Source organism: Tropicibacter naphthalenivorans, from assembly GCF_900176475.1.
In the GTDB taxonomy this organism is placed as follows: domain Bacteria; phylum Pseudomonadota; class Alphaproteobacteria; order Rhodobacterales; family Rhodobacteraceae; genus Tropicibacter; species Tropicibacter naphthalenivorans.
The window spans coordinates 19,656-35,631 of sequence record NZ_FWXX01000012.1 but is presented as its reverse complement, the minus strand read 5'-3'; the positions used below and the strand labels follow the sequence as shown (position 1 = coordinate 35,631).

Sequence of the window (15,976 nt, the reverse complement as noted above, 5' to 3'; positions counted from 1 at the left end):
CGGCTTATAGATGGGTCTTGCGGTTACTCGGCGGTCTTGCGCCCGTCGAGAAAGCGTTTCTTGAGGCTGGGTCCGACGATAACCGCGATGGTCAGCGCCACGAGGATCAGGCTGGTGGTGTTCTGGAACAGCACGGCGGGATCACCGCGCCCGATGCGCAGGGCAAGGCGCAGGTTTTCCTCGGCAAAGCCGCCCAGGATCAAGCCCAAAACGACGGGCGGCAGCGGGAACTTGAGCTTGTCCATGACCCAGCCGATCGCGCCAAAGCCCAGCATCAGGTAGACGTCGAACATGCGGCCATGGATCGAATAGACACCGATCAGCATGAGCACAATGATGACCGACCCCAGCAGCGGACGTGGCAGGTTCAGCAGGCGCGCAAAAGAGTTGGTCGCCAGCGACCCGCCCAGCAGCACCAGCAGGATCGCGCCGAACAGGAACTGCCACATAAAGCCGAACACCACGTCGGGGTTTTCGCGGAACAGCATCGGGCCCGGCTGCAAGCCGTGCACCAGCAGACCGCCCAGCATCACGGCCGCCACGGCGGTGCCCGGAATACCCAGCGTCAGCGCCGGGATCAGCGCAGAGGCCGTGTCGGCGTTGTTGGCCACCTCGGCGGCGGCGACGCCTTCGGGTTCGCCCTCACCCCAGGTGTCCGGTGTCTTGGAGCTGCGGCGCGCCTCGTTGTAGGACATGAAGGCCGCCATGGACCCGCCCGCGCCGGGCAGGATGCCGATCCAGATGCCAATCAAAGAGCCGCGAATCCACGTCTTCCAGTATTTCATGCGCGGCAGCGCCTTCCAGATGGGTTCGGTCCCGAGGTTCGAGCTGTTGACCCCGGTCTTCAGCGGCGTTTCCAGCAGGTCGATGACAGGCGGCAGCGCATACAGGCCCACCAGCAGGATGACAATGTGAATGCCGTCCAGCATTTCTAGCTGGCCAAAGGTAAAGCGATCGTTGCCATAGATCGGGTCCGAGCCGACAACCGACACAAAGACGCCGAAGCAGGCAGAGATCAGCCCCTTAACGGGGTTGCCGCCCAGCAAGAAGATGATCGAGGCAAGGCCAAACACCGCGACCCAGAACACTTCGGACGGGCCGAACAGCAGCGTGACCTTGGACAGCGGCGGGGCCAGCAGCATCAGGGCAAAGGCAGAGGCAATGCCGCCCAGCGACGACGACACCACGGCAACTTGCAACGCCAGCCCGCCCTTGCCCTTTTGCGCCATCGGGTAGCCGTCAAAAGTGGTGGCCACGGCCGCGGGCGTGCCGGGGATGCGCAGCAAAACGGCCGGGATCGCGCCGCCATACATGGCGCCGTTGTAGATACCGGCCATCAGACCCAGCGCCACCAGCGGCTCGAGGCCAAAGGTGAACGGCACAAGGACCGAAATCGCCATGGTCGCGGACAGGCCCGGCATGGCCCCCACCACGATGCCTGCGATCACGCCAATGATGACGGCGGCAAAGTTGGCAAAGGCAAAGACGTTCGGCAGCGCGTGCAACAGATCAGCGTACATGGATCAGTCCTTCCACAGGCGGCCAGTGGGGAAGTCCTGCGACATCCCGAAATCAAAGATCGCCCAGATCGTACCGACGACGATCACCGTCGCGATCAACAGGCCCAAGGGGTTGCGGTAGCCAAAGGCAAAGGCCACCAGCGGAATGGTCACGGCGGTGCTGACGTAAAACCCGATGAAATCGGTGGCCAGCGCATAGCCAAGGATCAGGCCAAACGCGCCCAGCACGCGCTTTGGCGATTGGGTCATGGGGGCTGCGGCGTCGCCCTTGGCGGCCTTGCGCTGGTCCATCACCAGCAGCGCCACGGACAAAGCGATCAGGCCGATCAGCATGGCCGCAGGCAGCAGGGCCGAGATCGGGGGCAATTCAGAGGTGGGGATCAGAAATCCGGCGGCGACCGCGACAATGCCAAGCGCGGTCAACGTTTCTGGCCTGAGCAGGCGGTTCTTTGGGCGGTCGGTCATGTCGGGGGTCCGTTCGAAACAAGGGTGCGCGAGGGGGCGGGAGTGAGCCCCCCTCGCGCGAGGTCAGTTTAGGTCCGGGTTAGTTCCAGGGCGTGGTGTTCCAGGTCTCTTCGGCGAGGTCGTACAGACCATCGGTCAGAGCGCGGAACTCATCGCCGGTCACAACCGAAACGGGGTTCGCGGTTGCGGCCATCGCTTCGAGGAACTCGGGGTCTTGAGCGGCCTTTTCAAAGGCGTCGCGCAGCTTGGCGGCGACATCTTCGGGCAGGCCAGCGGGGGCCACGACACCGCGCATAGAGCCGTTCACCAGGTCAAAGCCCTGCTCGGCAAAGGTCGGCACCTCGGGCGCGAAATCAGAGCGCTCGGGCTGCGCCACGCCAAGGACGTTCAGCTCGCCCTGGAATTTCGCAATTTCCGACACGTTAAAGATGCCCACGGCCACGTGGCCGCCCATCACCGCGGTGCGCGCCGGGGCAGAGCCCTTGAACGGCACGATGGTGAAATCGGTCTCGGTCATCTTTTGCAGCTTGATCAGCAAGAAGTGGTCATCGCCACCCAGGCTCGACATGCCCACGGTCACCGCAAAGGGTGCCTCTTTGGCGGCGGCCACGAGGTCATCCATGGACTCGATGCCGCTGCCTTTGGCGGACACGATCACGTTTGGGTCGTTCACCACGTTCGCAAGGTAGGTAAAGCTGTCGCGGTCATAGCCCGCTTCGCGGTCCAGCGTGCGCGCCATCATGCCCGGCAGGTTGAAGGTGCCCAGCGTGTAGCCATCGGGATCAGAGCCCGCGACCTCGGTGATGCCGATCTGGCCGGACGCGCCGGGCATGTTCTTGACCACGATGCTTGCGCCATCGCCAAGGTACTTTTCGATGAACGGCATGGTGGTGCGCGCCATCACGTCGGTGCCGCCGCCTGCGGAATAGCCGACGATCACTTCGATCGGCTTTTCGGGGTAGCCTTGGGCCATGGCGGCACCCGCGGCGAGGGTCAGTGCGCCAGCGATGGCGGCTTTCTTGAAGATATTGAGCATGTCACTCCTCCGGTTCATGCGTGGGTTGATTATTCAGGCATCTCGCAGCCGCGTTCGATCAGCGCACGTTCGACCCAGGAACGGTCGTTGGTGCCAGCTTCGATGGCGGCCATCTGCTTGATCTCTTTGTCGGATTTTTCCTGCGTGGATTTCAGGATGGTTTCCGCCTCGTCGATCGGCACGCACAGCACGCCGTCGCTGTCGCCGATCATGATGTCACCGGGGTGGATGACCATGCCGTCGATGGAAATCGGCACGTTCAGCTCGCCGGGGCCGTCCTTGTAGGGGCCGCGATGGGTGACGCCCGCCGCATAGGTCGGCAGGTTCGTCTCGCGGAAGTTGTCCAGATCGCGGATCGCGCCGTTCAGGACAAAGCCCACCACGCCCTTTTTGATGGCATAGGCCAGCATCAGCTCGCCCATCAGCGCGTTGTCCAGCGCGCCGCCCGCGTCCACCACGATCACGTCGCCGGGAACGGCGCGGTCGATGGCGGCGTGCAGCATCAGGTTGTCACCGGGGCGCGCCTTGACAGTCAGGGCGACGCCCGCCATGCCACCCGAGGTGTGCATCGGGCGCAGGGTGGGGCCAGCCGCGGTCATGCGCGACATGCTGTCGGACACGTTGGCCACGGGCAGCTTGGCGAATTCGGCGACAAGCTCGGGCGAGGCGACGCGCTCACGGTTCAGGATGCGGAAACCGATGGTCATGTTAGTCCTCCACGCTGGCAAGCGGCGCTTTGGCGGCGTCCAGCAGTTTACGATTGATGATGCGTTCGGGGGCGATGGCCTCGCCGTTCAGGATCTGGAAAATCCCGCGCACGGCATCGACCCCCACGCGCGCGCCCGCCTGACGGGTCACGCCGCCAATGTGGGGCGTCAGCACGATGGCCGGCTCTGCGAAAAAGGCGTGGTCCGCCGAGGGCGGCTCTACCGCGAAAGTGTCCAGACCCGCGCCCGCCAGATGGCCGCTCTGGATCGCCGCGACCAAGGCCGCCTCGTTGATCAGGCCACCGCGCGCGGTGTTGATCACGTAAGAGCCCTTGGGCATCCGGGCGATGGCCTTTGTGTTCAGGATGCCGCGCGTCGCGTCGGTCAGCGGGCAATGCAAGCTCAGGATGTCCGAACGTTCCAGCAGCTCTTCGAAGGTGGCGCAGCGGGTGACCCCAAGCGCCTCGAACGCGCTGTCCGGCGCATAGGGGTCAAAGCCTGCCAGTTCGATCCCCAGCCCCTTGGCCATGCGGCCCGTGGCCTGCGCAATCGCGCCCATGCCCATCAGACCCATGGTTGACCCCGCGATCTCGCGCCCGGAAAAGCCCGGCTTTTCCCAGCGGCCCGCGCGCAGACCTGCGTCCAGCGGAAGGATGCGTTTGACGGTGGCCAGCATCAGGGCGATGGCGTGCTCACCCACCGAAATGGCATTGGCGCCGGTCGCCACCAGCACCGGGATGCCCCGATCAGCGGCGGCCTGAATGTCGATGTTGTCAACGCCGACGCCGTGTTTAGAGATCACCTTGACCTGCGGCGCGGCATCCATGACCTCGGCGTCGATCCGACCCATGCGGGACACGATCCCGACCGCACCGGTCTTTTGCAGATATTCGGAAATCACCGCGCTGTCGGCGTAGGCGGGGGTGTGCACCGTCTCAAATCCGTGGTCCGCCACCAGTTGCGCCGCCGCCGGATCGAGGTCAGGCCCCGTTACGAGAATTGTCTTGCTCATCGCGCATGTCTCCGTCGCGTCCCAGAGCATGGGGGCGCGTTATTTCGTTGCGATTCTATCGAATGACCCGCGCCGGTCTCCCAAACCGGGCTGCGGGTATGCTCCTTGGGGCGCCACCTTATTGGCAAGAATGGCTTCACAAAAGCGCGGATTTCTGCTTATTAAATTCAGAAAAACTGGATTTGATCATGGACACCCGGCAACTCAAGACACTTTTAGCGATCCGCTCGCATGGCACATTTGCGCAGGCGGCGGATGTGGTGGGGCTGACGCCGTCGGCGGTCAGTCAACAGGTTCACGCCCTGGAGGACGAGCTGCGCGTGACGATTTTCGACCGCAGCACACGGCCCCCGCAAGCCACGCCCGAAGGGCTTCAGGTCATAGAAATGGCGGAAGATATCCTGCGCCGAGAAGAGGACACGCGGGCCAGCCTGCGCGGCGATCAGATCGCCGGGACCTTGATGCTGGGGTCGGTGCGGTCCAGCGCGCTGAACCTGTTGCCCAGTGCCTTGGTCGAGCTGCGCCACCGCTACCCCGGTCTCAAGCCGAGCTTGCGGATTTCGCTGTCGTCGACCTTGATCGCTGACGTGGCGGCGGGGCGTTTGGATGCGGCCATCGTGGCCGAACATGTGGGGTTTCCCAGCGCGCTTAGGTGGAGCCCGTTTGTAAGAGAACCCCTGTGGTTGATCGCGCCGCGCGAAATGGGGGCGCAGGACCCCATCGAGCTGCTCAACACGCGGCCCTACATCCGATTCCACAGCAACGTGCCGCTGGCGAACCTGATCGACACAGAGATTTCCCGCCTTGGCGTGGTGACCAACGATGTGGCCGAGATCGACACGATTGGCTCGATTGTGACCTGTGTGCGCCAAGGCCTGGGGATTTCGGTGGTGCCGCACGCGGCGCTCCAAGACCCCGAGGGCAAAGACATCACGCGCCTGCCGTTTGGCAATCCGCAGGTGACTCGGCAGATCGGGATCGTGGAGCGGACGGTGTCGCCGCGCGGCGAAATTATTGCGCGTTTGCATGGGGTTCTGTCCGAGTTGTGCGGCACCTACGGTCTGGCCCGGACCGCCGTGGCCGACAGCGCGTAACGCGCGAACAGGGCGCGGCGCTCTCACAAATCGAAAATGAATAACAAGTTAAGTATTGACCTGCGGGCCTTTATTTAACAAGTTAATCGAAAAGAGGCCGCCCGATTGTTCGGGGCTAGGAGGATGACTGCCATGACGCTTGATGCCAACATCGCCAAGGCGAAGGGGTATATCGCCCAGTTCGCCGAGACCGGCGTTCTGAACCACATCGACGGGGCGTCCGTGCCCGCCGCCTCGGGCAAGACGTTCGAGACGATCTCGCCGGTCGATCTGACGCCGCTGGCCAAGGTCGCCAAAGGGGGCGCTGAGGACATCGACGCCGCTGTCGTCGCCGCCAAGAAAGCCTTTCCGGCGTGGTCGAAAACCCCCGGGGCCGAGCGCCGCAAGATCCTCATCAAGGTGGCCGAAGCCATCGAGGCGCGCGCCGAGGAACTCGCCTTTACCGAGTGCTTGGACACGGGCCAGGCCTTGCGTTTCATGTCCAAAGCCGCCATCCGCGGCGCCGCGAATTTCCGCTTTTTCGCCGATCAAGCGCCCCACGCCGAGAACGGCGAGGTCACCCGCACGCCGACGCAGATGAACACCACTTCGCGCCGTCCCATCGGCCCGGTGGGTGTGATCACACCGTGGAATACGCCGTTTATGCTGTCGACCTGGAAGATCGCGCCGGCGCTGGCGGCGGGCTGTACCGTCGTCCATAAACCCGCCGAATTCTCGCCCATGACCGCCAAGCTGCTGGTGGAAATCGCCGAAAGCGCGGGCCTGCCTGCGGGCGTTTTGAACGTGGTTAACGGCTTTGGCGAGGACGCGGGCAAGCGCCTGACCGAGCATCCCGACATCAAGGCCATCGCCTTTGTCGGCGAAAGCCGCACCGGGTCGATGATCATGGCGCAAGGCGCTAAGAGCTTGAAACGCGTACACTTTGAGCTGGGTGGCAAGAACCCGGTCATCGTCTTTGACGACGCCGACATCGACCGCGCGGTGGATGCGGCGACCTTTATGATCTACTCGCTGAACGGCGAGCGCTGCACCTCGTCGAGCCGCCTGTTGGTGCAGGACACGATCTACGATGAGGTCTGCGCCCGCGTCGCGGAGGTGGCCAAACGCATCAAGGTCGGCCACCCGTTGGCCCCCGAAACCGTGGTCGGCCCGCTGATCCACCCCGAGCACGAGGCCAAGGTCCTGTCCTATTTCGACAAGGCGCGCGAAGAGGGCGCGACCATCGCGGCGGGGGGCGAAAAAATAGGCGAAAAGGGCTGCTACGTCGCCCCGACCCTGTTCACGCAGGCGACCAACGACATGGCGATCGCGCAAGAGGAAATCTTTGGCCCGGTGCTGACCGCGATCCCGTTCAAGGACGAGGATGAGGCGCTGGCGCTCGCCAATAACGTGCAATACGGGCTGGCCGCCTACCTGTGGACCAACGACCTGAACCGCGCGATGCGGATGACGGACGAGCTGGAGGCGGGGATGATGTGGGTGAACTCGGAAAACATCCGCCACCTGCCCGCGCCGTTCGGCGGCGTCAAAGCGTCCGGCATCGGCCGCGACGGCGGCGACTGGTCGTTCGATTTCTACATGGAAACCGTCAACGTCAGCTTCCCGCGCGCTGCGCATAAAATTCCGAAACTGGGCGGCTAAAGCCACATTCAGGGAGGAGAAAGACCATGGGTGAAATCGTTCTCGCGGCAAAATGCACGCACGTTCCGACCATGCTGATGTCCGAACAAGAGGGTCCGATCAAGGGCACTCGGCAGGCGGCTATCGACGGGCATTATGAAATCGCGCGCCGGGCCAAAGAGCTGGGCGCCGATACCGTGGTGATCTGCGACACGCATTGGGTCATCAACGCGGGCTTTCACATCAACGCGAACCACCGTTTTCACGGGCTGTTCACGTCGAACGAATTTCCGCAGTTTATTCAAGATCTTGAGTACGACTACCAAGGCAACCCCGAGCTGGGCGATGCCATCGCGCAGACCGCGTCCGACCTTGGGGCCTATACGCTGTCGCACCATCTGGACAGCCTCGAGCTGGAGTATGGCAGCCTCGTACCCATGCGCTTTATGAGCCGCGAGCACGACATGAAGGTCGTCTCCATCGCTGCGTGGTGCACGGTCCACGACCATCAGGAATCGCGCATCGTGGGCGAGGCGATCCGCAAAGCGGTCGAGGCGTCGGACAACAAGGTTCTGCTGGTGGCCAGCGGGTCTTTGTCCCACAAGATCTGGGCGAACAAGGATTACGCCGCGAACAACGGCACCTTTACCATCAGCTCGGAATTCAACCGCCAGATGGACCTGCACGTGCTGGAGATGTGGAAGAACGGCGATCACGCGACCTTCCTCAAGATGCTGCCCGAATACGCCAATTTCTGCTGCGGCGAAGGGTCGATGCACGACACGGCGATGCTGTATGGCGCGCTTGGCTGGGACACGTATGACAAGAAATGCGAGGTCGTGACCGAGTATTTCCCCTCGTCCGGGACCGGGCAGACCAACGTCATTTTCCCTGTCTAAGCGGGTTTGCCAGATCAAAAGCGTCGGGGGATGCCCCGGCCCCTATGCTATTCAAGGGTGATAGAAGTGCTCAATGATTCCCAACTGTTGCGCGAAGCGGCGCTGGTCGGAGGCGCTTGGATCGAGGCAGGCGAGGACGGCATCGAGGTGCGCAACCCCGCCAGCGGCGATCTGATCGGGCGGGTGCCGAACCTTGGCGCCGAGGAAACGCAAACCGCGATCAAAGCCGCCGAGGCGGCGCAAATCGACTGGGCCGCGCGCACCGCCAAGGACCGCTCGGCCATTCTGCGCCGTTGGTACGATCTGATGGTGGAAAACGCCGACAATCTGGCGCGCATCCTGACCATGGAACAGGGCAAACCGCTGGCCGAGGCCAAGGGTGAGATCCTCTATGGCGCGTCCTTTATCGAGTGGTTCGCCGAAGAGGCGCGCCGCGTTTACGGCGACGTCATTCCCGGCCACGCGCCGGACAAGCGCATCGTTGTGATCAAGCAGCCCATCGGCGTGGTCGCGGCCATCACGCCTTGGAACTTTCCCAACGCGATGATCACCCGCAAGGCCGGCCCCGCGCTGGCGGCGGGCTGTGCCATGGTGCTGAAACCGGCCAGCCAAACGCCGTTTTCGGCCATCGCCTTGGCGGTCTTGGCCGAGCGTGCGGGCCTGCCCAAGGGGCTGTTCTCGGTGCTGACCGGCTCGGCGCGGGCGATTGGCGGGGCGATGACCGCGTCCGATACCGTGCGCAAGCTGACCTTTACCGGCTCGACCGAAGTGGGGATCGAGCTCATGCGCCAATCCGCCGACACGGTGAAAAAGCTGGCGTTGGAGCTGGGCGGCAACGCGCCCTTTATCGTGTTCGACGACGCCGATCTGGACGAGGCTGTCGAGGGCGCGATCATTTCCAAATTCCGCAATAACGGCCAGACCTGCGTTTGCGCGAACCGCATCTATGTGCAGGCCGGGGTATATGACGCTTTCGCGCAGAAACTCTCGGCCCGGCTGGCATCGCTGAAAGTGGGCGACGGCTTGGACAATGATACCGTATTTGGCCCGCTGATCGACCAGAATGCCGTGGCCAAGGTGGCCGAGCACATCGCCGACGCCACCGGCAAAGGCGCGCAGATTGCCCTCGGCGGGCAGCCGCACAGCCTTGGCGGGACGTTTTTCCAGCCGACCGTCCTGACCGGCGTCACGCAAGAAATGGCCGTCGCGCGCGAGGAAACCTTTGGCCCCGTCGCGCCGCTGTTCAAGTTCGACACCGACGACGAGGTGGTCGCCATGTCGAACGACACCGAGTTCGGCCTTGCCAGCTATTTCTACACCCGCGATCTGGCGCGCGCCTGGCGCGTGGGCGAGCGGCTGGAATACGGCATGGTGGGCATCAACACCGGCCTGATCTCGACCGCCGAAGCGCCCTTTGGCGGGATCAAATCCTCTGGCCTTGGCCGCGAAGGGTCGCGCTATGGCATCGAGGAATTCGTTGAAATCAAATATCTCTGCTTCGGCGGAATTGCCTGAGGACCATCCCAATGACCAAACCCATTCCCGCCCGCGCCGTTGCCTTTCATGCCAATGGGGCCGACCGTTTCGGCGTCTTGACCGATGACGGGATCGTCGATCTGACCCCCGAATACGGCAGCCATTTCAAGGGGCTCAAAGAGGTGATCGAAGCCGGTGCGCTCGAAGAGCTGATCGCCGCCGCCGAGGGCCGCAAGGCGACGTTCAACGAATCCGACGTGCGCTACCTGAGCCCGATTGCCAACCCGGAAAAACTGATCTGCATCGGAGTGAATTTCCCCGACCGCAACGCCGAATACAAGGACGGCACCACCGACGCGAAATCCTATCCGTCGATGTTCATCCGCTTTCCGCGCAGCTTTGTCGGCCACGGCGAAAACATCGTCCGCCCGCCGGAAAGCCCGCAGCTGGACTACGAAGGCGAGGTCACCATCGTCATCGGCAAGGCCGGTCGCCGCATCGCGCGTGAGGACGCCTATGACCACATCGCGGCGATCACCCTGTGCAACGAGGGCACGATCCGCGATTGGGTCCGCCACGCCAAGTTCAACGTCACGCAGGGCAAGAACTGGGACGCGACCGGGGCGATTGGCCCGTGGCTGGTGCCCTTCCGCTCGGCCGATCAGCTGGACGACATCAAGCTGGAAACCCGCGTGAACGGCGAAGTGCGCCAGCAGGACCGCACGGGCCGGATGATGTACGACTTCCGCTACATCGTGAATTACATTTCGACCTTTACGACGCTGGTCCCCGGTGATGTGATCGTCTGCGGCACCCCGACCGGGGCGGGCGCGCGCTTTGATCCGCCGATCTGGCTCGAACCGGGCGACGTGATCGAGGTCGAGGCCGAGGGGATCGGCACCCTGCGCAACGGAGTAGAAGACGAATGACGCTGACACAGGATCAGATCGAACAGGCGGCGGCAGATTTGCTTGCCGCCGAAGAGGCCCGCAGCCAGATTGGCCTGCTGTCGCTGCGCCATCCCGGCATGACCCTGGACGACGCCTATGCGATCCAGTCGGCGCAGATGGCGCAGAAACTGGCCGCCGGGCGCGAGATCATCGGTTGGAAGATCGGCCTGACCTCCAAGGCGATGCAGGACGCTCTGGGGATCGACACGCCGGATTCGGGCGTGATGTACGACGACATGCTGTTCCAGACCGGCGGCACCGTGCCGGCTGGGCGGTTCATCCAGCCGCGCATCGAGGCCGAGATCGCCTTTGTCATGAAAGCGCCCTTGGACGGCGAGGTCACGCGCGAAGACGTGCTGGCCGCGACCGATTATGTCTGCCCGTCCATCGAAATCCTCGACACGCGCATTCTGCGCGCAGATCCGGCGACGGGCAAGGCGCGGGTGATCTTTGACACCGTGTCCGACAATGCCGCCAACGCCGGGATCGTTCTGGGCAAGGAACGTCACGACCCCGCCAGCACCGATCTGCGGTGGGCCGGGGCGATCCTGAAAAAGAACGGTCAGGTGGTGTCGACGGGTCTTGGCGCGGCGGTCTTGGATGATCCGGTGACGGGGCTTGTGTGGCTCGCGCGCCGGATGCACCAATACGGCCAGCGCATCGAGGCGGGGCAGGTTGTGCTGTCCGGCAGCTTTATCGCGCCCATCGAATGCCCGCCCGGCACTGAAATCTTTGCGGATTTCGGCAGCTTTGGCCGCGTCGACATCAACTTTGCCTAAGGAAAGACTCATGCCCGCTCCCACCAACACCTTCAAAGCCCGCCTCAAGGCCAAGGAAACGCAGATCGGCCTGTGGGTCGGTCTGGGCGATCCCAGCGTGGCGGAACTGGCCGCCGGGACCGGCTTTGACTGGCTGGTGATCGACGCCGAACACGGGCCGAACGGCCTGCGCGACGTGCTGGGGCAGCTGCGCGCAGTGGGCAGCCAAAGCCACCCGGTGGTGCGCCCGCGCGACGACAACCGCGCCGAGATCAAGCAGATGCTGGACATTGGCGCGCAGACCCTGCTGGTGCCGATGATCGAAAGCGGCGATCAGGCGCGCGAGGTTGTGCGCTCTGTCAGCTATCCCCCCGTCGGCGTGCGCGGGGTGGGGGCGGCGCTGGCGCGCGCGTCCTCTTACAACGGCATCGCGGACTACCTGCAAACCGCCAATGAACAGGTCTGCCTGCTGCTGCAAGTGGAAAGCCGCGCGGGGCTGGAGGCCTTGGACGACATCCTGAATGTCGAAGGTGTCGATGGCGTCTTTATCGGCCCGGCAGATTTGGCGGCGGACATGGGGTTCCTCGGCCAGCCGGGAGCGCCCGAAGTCCAAGCGGCGGTGAACGACGCCCTGACCCGCATCCGTGCGGCAGGCAAAGCGGCGGGCATCCTGACGTCCGACCGCGCACTGGCCAAGGGCTACGCCGAGATGGGCGTGGAATTCCTTGCGGTTGGGTCCGACGTGGGCGTGTTGCGCGCCGGTCTGACCGCCTTGCGCGCCGCGTTTTAAACCTTAAGGCCCGCGGGGATCACTCTGCGGGCCGACCAAACTGCCCCGGCGCGCAGCCGAACAGCTTGCGGAACTGCCGGTTGAAATAGCTTACATCGTTGAACCCGCAGGCGTAGGCGATGGTCGAGACCAGCATCGGCTCGCGCTCTTTCATGCGATCGGTCAGCATCTGGCACGCCCGCTCCAACCGCTTTTTCAGCAGGTAATCGGTGGGCGTCATCCCCGCCAGCGCAAAGGCCCGCTGAAGCTGCCGCGTGGACAGCCCCAGCTTTTCGGAAATGGTCTGCGTTGTCACGCTGCTGTCGACGAAAAACCGATCCACAAAGGCCATCCCGCGTTCCAGGATCTGCGCGCGCGACACATCGGTCTCGATCTTCTTGGCCTCTCCGCCCGCGCTCTTTTCCCACAACATCGCGCCAACCATGCCGTAGATCGCCTCTTTGAGGAAACTGGTCTGCGTCTCGTTGGTGTTCTTGTCAAAGGCCTTGGCGAGGATCGCGGAAATCGCCACCGCGTGATGTTCCGAGCGATGCGCATACTGCCCACCCACGGCGGCCTTGCCGAACCGTTCGACCATCTCGACACGCGGCAGGTGCAGCGACAACTGGCGGCTGAAATTGCCGAAAAAGGTGAACTCGGACGTATGCGCGCTGTCGATCAGGATCAGATCGCCGGGTTTCATCATGCGCGTGGTGCTGTGCTGCTTCATAAAGGCGCTGCCCTCTTCCTGCACGATCAGGAAAAAGTTGTCGCTGGGCGTGGTGCGGATGTCCTTTTCGGTGCGGCGCATGGTCTGCACGCCCTTGGCGATATGCGCCATTTCAAGGCCGGCGCGCGTCTCGCGGTTGACGTGGCCCAGCACGCCGCCGCGCAGCGCGCGTTCGAGACGTGGTTGCAGAAATCCGACGCCAAGCTGCACGCCGCCTGCGAGGCCGTCACCGCCAAGATCGGTGAGCACGCAGAGGAACTGGCGCAGCTGCTGACCGCAGAGCAGGGCAAACCGCTGGTCGGCATGGGCTCTCGTTTTGAGTTGGGCGGCGCGCAGGCTTGGGCCGGGTATACCGCCGGGCTGTCCCTGCCGATGAAGGTTCTGCAAGACAACAACGAAGGCCGCATCGAACTGCACCGCAAGCCGGTGGGCGTCGTGGGCTCGATCACGCCGTGGAACTGGCCGGTGATGATTGCCGTCTGGCACATCCTGCCCGCGGGCGTGGTCAACATCGTCACCTCGGACGATGGCGCGGTGAACATCGGCGGCGCCATGTCGACCCATCCGGGCATCCGCAAGATGGTCTTTACCGGCTCGACCGCCACCGGCAAGAAAGTCATGTCCGGCGCGGCAGAGACCATGAAACGCCTGACGCTGGAACTGGGCGGCAATGACGCGGGCATCGTGCTGCCCGACGTGGACGCCGCCGAAATCGCCGAAGGGCTGTTCTGGGGCGGGTTCATCAACAACGGCCAGACCTGCGCCGCGATGAAGCGTCTATACGTGCACGCCGATGTCTACGAAGACGTCTGCGCCGCGCTGACCGACTACGCCAAAAACGTGCCCGTCGGCCTTGGCAGCGACGAAAATGCCATCCTCGGCCCGGTCGCCAACCAGATGCAGTTCGACAAGGTTAAATCCTTGGTGGACGCCGCGAAAACCAAAAGCCGCGTGCTGCTGGGCGGCGAGGCGGGCGAGGGCTTGTTCTTTCCGCCGACGCTGATCGCGGACCTGTCGGCGGACGATCCGCTGGTCGCCGAGGAACAGTTTGGCCCGGCGCTGCCGATCATCAAATACACCGACGTCGAGGACGCCATCGCGCAGGCCAATGCCAGCGAAAACGGCCTTGGCGGCTCGGTCTGGTCGAAAGACATCGAGAAGGCAAAGGGCATCGCCCGCCGCCTTGAATGCGGCTCGGTCTGGATCAACCGCCACGGCACGATCCAACCGAATGCGCCGTTTGGCGGGGTGAAGTCTTCGGGCTTTGGGGTCGAATTCGGTGAGGAAGGGCTTGCCGAATACACCGACATCCAGGTCATGCACATCTAAGGGACTGAAACTTTGGAACAATACGATTACATCATCTTCGGTGGTGGGTCTTCGGGCTGTGTCATGGCCTCGCGCCTCAGCGAAGATCCCGGCGTCAAGGTTCTGCTGATCGAAAGCGGTCGGCGCGACAGCAGCCAGTGGATTCACATCCCGGCGACCTTCTTCAAGGTCGTGGAAAAGGGCGTCGATGTGGTGCCCTATGTGGGCGAGAAATCCGATCTGGTGAATGGCCGCGAAAGCGTGGTTTTGCAGGGGCATGTGATCGGCGGCGGCTGTTCGGTCAACGCCATGCTCTACGTGCGCGGGCAGGCCGAGGACTACGACGGCTGGGCGCAGGACGGCAACCGCGGCTGGAGCTTTGGCGACGTGCTGCCCGCCTTCCGCGATCTGGAAAACAACATGGAAATCGCCGATGAGTTTCATGGCTCGGACGGTGAGCTGCATGTGTCCGAAACGGGTTTCCACCACCCGCTGAGCCGCGCCTTTATCCGCGCCGCCCAGCAGACCGGCATTCCGTACAACGCCGACTTCAACGGCGCGAACCAAGAGGGCGTGGGCTTTTACCAGACCACCACCCACGACGGGCGGCGCTGGTCCTCGGCGGCGGCGTTCCTGCGCAAGGCCGAAGGCCGCAAGAACCTGCGGATCATGACCGAAACCCGCGTGGCGCGCATCACCTTTGACGGCACCCGCGCCACCGGGGTCGAGCTGGAAAACGGCACCAAGATCGGCGCCGCCGGCGAGGTTGTCCTGTGTGCCGGCGCGATTGAAACGCCGCGCCTGATGCAGCTGTCCGGCATCGGCAACGCCGAGGAACTGGGCGCGCATGGCATTTGCACCGTGGCGAACCTGCCCGGCGTGGGCGAGAACTTTCAGCACCACCTCGAGGCCAACGTTCAGGCCTACACCAAGGATCCGATCTCTTTCTACAAGCAGGACAAAGGCATTCGCGCCGCGTGGCATATGGCGCAGTACCAGCTGTTCAAGACGGGTCTGCTGACCTCGAACGTGGTGGAGAGCGGCGGCTTTGTGGATGTGTCCGGCGCGGGGATTCCCGACGTGCAATTCCACGTCATCCCTTTCCTCGTCGGCTGGGTCGACAGCCCGCCCATCGAGGCGCACGGCATGTCGATCAACCCCTGCTTCCTGCGTACGCGCTCGCGCGGGTCGGTCAAGCTGCGCTCGGCCAACGCCAAGGACAAGGCGCTGTTCGACGCGGGCAGCTTCAAGGACCCCGAAGACCTCGAAGTGCTGCTGCGCGGCACCAAGAAGGCGATCGAGATCTACCGCGCCCCCGAGATGCAAAAGCTGGTCAAAGGCTTTGCCAAGCCCGGCCCGGAAAAGGTGGACGACGACGACGCGCTGCGCGACTGGATCCGCTCGACCTGCAAGACGGTGTTCCACCCCTGCGGCACCGCCAAGATGGGGCCGGACAGCGACAAGATGTCGGTCGTGGGCACCGAATTGCGCGTCAAGGGCGTGCAGGGTCTGCGCGTGGCCGACGCCTCGATCATGCCGCGCCTTGTGTCGGGCAACACCAACGCGCCGACGATGATGATCGCCGAACGTGCGGCTCGGTTCATCACCGGCAAAGAAACTCTTTCGGCATAA

At 63.7% G+C, this 15,976-nt stretch carries 15 protein-coding genes; 9 read left to right on the top strand and 6 right to left on the bottom strand.

All coding sequences use genetic code 11. The features are described from left to right. Window positions 1-23 precede the first annotated feature (23 nt). The 5 genes from B9A11_RS18515 to B9A11_RS18495 form a co-directional block, all read right to left on the bottom strand. The gene (locus tag B9A11_RS18515; RefSeq protein ID WP_058249230.1) at window positions 24-1,520 is read right to left on the bottom strand and encodes a tripartite tricarboxylate transporter permease; all 1,497 of its coding nucleotides are present in this window, start codon (window positions 1,518-1,520) and stop codon (window positions 24-26) included. 3 nt (window positions 1,521-1,523) lie between these two features. Further along, complete coding sequence (locus B9A11_RS18510) at window positions 1,524-1,985, bottom strand: tripartite tricarboxylate transporter TctB family protein (protein ID WP_058249231.1); 462 nt, start codon at window positions 1,983-1,985, stop codon at window positions 1,524-1,526. A gap of 79 nt (window positions 1,986-2,064) precedes the next feature. Continuing rightward, window positions 2,065-3,021: a Bug family tripartite tricarboxylate transporter substrate binding protein gene (locus tag B9A11_RS18505; RefSeq protein ID WP_058249232.1), complete on the bottom strand. Its 957-nt coding sequence runs from the start codon at window positions 3,019-3,021 to the stop codon at window positions 2,065-2,067. 29 nt (window positions 3,022-3,050) lie between these two features. Next, entirely contained in the window at window positions 3,051-3,728 is a 678-nt protein-coding gene (locus B9A11_RS18500) for an RraA family protein (RefSeq protein ID WP_058249233.1), read from the bottom strand. Window position 3,729: 1 nt separating this feature from the next. Then, a complete protein-coding gene (locus B9A11_RS18495; RefSeq protein WP_058249234.1) occupies window positions 3,730-4,740 on the bottom strand; it encodes a hydroxyacid dehydrogenase in 1,011 nt (336 codons plus the stop codon). A 188-nt stretch (window positions 4,741-4,928) separates the two neighbouring features. Here B9A11_RS18495 and B9A11_RS18490 point away from each other — a divergent pair, with 188 nt between their 5' ends. From B9A11_RS18490 to B9A11_RS18460, 7 genes are all read left to right on the top strand, one after another. After that, window positions 4,929-5,834, top strand: coding sequence for a LysR family transcriptional regulator (locus B9A11_RS18490; RefSeq protein WP_058249256.1), 906 nt, complete (start codon window positions 4,929-4,931; stop codon window positions 5,832-5,834). A gap of 132 nt (window positions 5,835-5,966) precedes the next feature. Continuing rightward, a complete protein-coding gene (gene hpaE, locus B9A11_RS18485; RefSeq protein WP_084662828.1) occupies window positions 5,967-7,475 on the top strand; it encodes a 5-carboxymethyl-2-hydroxymuconate semialdehyde dehydrogenase in 1,509 nt (502 codons plus the stop codon). A 26-nt stretch (window positions 7,476-7,501) separates the two neighbouring features. Beyond that, on the top strand, window positions 7,502-8,353 hold the full coding sequence (hpaD, locus tag B9A11_RS18480; RefSeq protein WP_058249236.1) for a 3,4-dihydroxyphenylacetate 2,3-dioxygenase: 852 nt from the start codon (window positions 7,502-7,504) through the stop codon (window positions 8,351-8,353). A gap of 30 nt (window positions 8,354-8,383) precedes the next feature. After that, window positions 8,384-9,868 carry an NAD-dependent succinate-semialdehyde dehydrogenase gene (locus tag B9A11_RS18475; RefSeq protein WP_058249237.1) on the top strand — a complete coding sequence of 495 codons (1,485 nt, stop codon included), beginning with the start codon at window positions 8,384-8,386 and terminating at the stop codon, window positions 9,866-9,868. A gap of 11 nt (window positions 9,869-9,879) precedes the next feature. Further along, a complete protein-coding gene (locus tag B9A11_RS18470; RefSeq protein WP_058249238.1) occupies window positions 9,880-10,758 on the top strand; it encodes a fumarylacetoacetate hydrolase family protein in 879 nt (292 codons plus the stop codon). Continuing rightward, complete coding sequence (hpaH, locus tag B9A11_RS18465) at window positions 10,755-11,558, top strand: 2-oxo-hept-4-ene-1,7-dioate hydratase (RefSeq protein ID WP_186009229.1); 804 nt, start codon at window positions 10,755-10,757, stop codon at window positions 11,556-11,558. Before B9A11_RS18470 ends, hpaH begins: the two co-directional genes overlap by 4 nt. A gap of 10 nt (window positions 11,559-11,568) precedes the next feature. After that, window positions 11,569-12,327, top strand: coding sequence for an aldolase/citrate lyase family protein (locus B9A11_RS18460; RefSeq protein ID WP_058249239.1), 759 nt, complete (start codon window positions 11,569-11,571; stop codon window positions 12,325-12,327). A gap of 19 nt (window positions 12,328-12,346) precedes the next feature. On the opposite strand, the gene B9A11_RS18455 is transcribed toward B9A11_RS18460, so the two are convergent. After that, the gene (locus B9A11_RS18455; RefSeq protein WP_234988899.1) at window positions 12,347-13,246 is read right to left on the bottom strand and encodes a helix-turn-helix domain-containing protein; all 900 of its coding nucleotides are present in this window, start codon (window positions 13,244-13,246) and stop codon (window positions 12,347-12,349) included. Between B9A11_RS18455 and B9A11_RS18450 the strand changes: the two genes are divergently transcribed. Both B9A11_RS18450 and B9A11_RS18445 read left to right on the top strand, forming a co-directional pair. Beyond that, window positions 13,220-14,365: an aldehyde dehydrogenase family protein gene (locus B9A11_RS18450; RefSeq protein WP_234988898.1), complete on the top strand. Its 1,146-nt coding sequence runs from the start codon at window positions 13,220-13,222 to the stop codon at window positions 14,363-14,365. The two genes, B9A11_RS18455 and B9A11_RS18450, sit on opposite strands and share 27 nt — an antisense overlap. Window positions 14,366-14,377: 12 nt before the next feature. Next, entirely contained in the window at window positions 14,378-15,976 is a 1,599-nt protein-coding gene (locus B9A11_RS18445; protein WP_083499956.1) for a GMC family oxidoreductase, read from the top strand.